Source organism: Methylobacterium sp. A54F (assembly GCF_053346035.1).
Genome location: NZ_JBKFBF010000141.1, coordinates 1 through 302 on the forward strand (window position 1 = coordinate 1; position 302 = coordinate 302).

At 76.5% G+C, this 302-nt stretch carries 1 pseudogene; it reads left to right on the forward strand.

Annotated elements, in window-relative coordinates:
- Positions 1-302: pseudogene (locus ACLBXP_RS25680) on the forward strand (TIGR00374 family protein); the annotation flags it as partial.

Below are 302 nucleotides of genomic sequence, written 5' to 3' on the forward strand. Positions count from 1 at the left end.
GAGCCTCGCCCAGGCCGTGCGCGGCGCCGCCTTCGCGGTGCCCGGCGCGCTCGGCGCCCAGGAGGGCGGCCTTATCGCCCTGTGCGCCATCTTCGGTATTCCCGCCGAGGCCGCGCTCGCCCTCTCCCTCGTCAAGCGCCTCGCCGGCCTCCTCGTCGGGCTGCCGGGCCTGTTCAGCTGGCACATCCTCGAGCGCCGGGAGGCCGCGGCCGATGTCGAGCGCGGCGCCATCCTCGGCCGGCGCCTCAAGCCGGTCCTGCAGCCCGCGACGCTCGGGCCGTTCTACAGCTACCAGCCCCCGC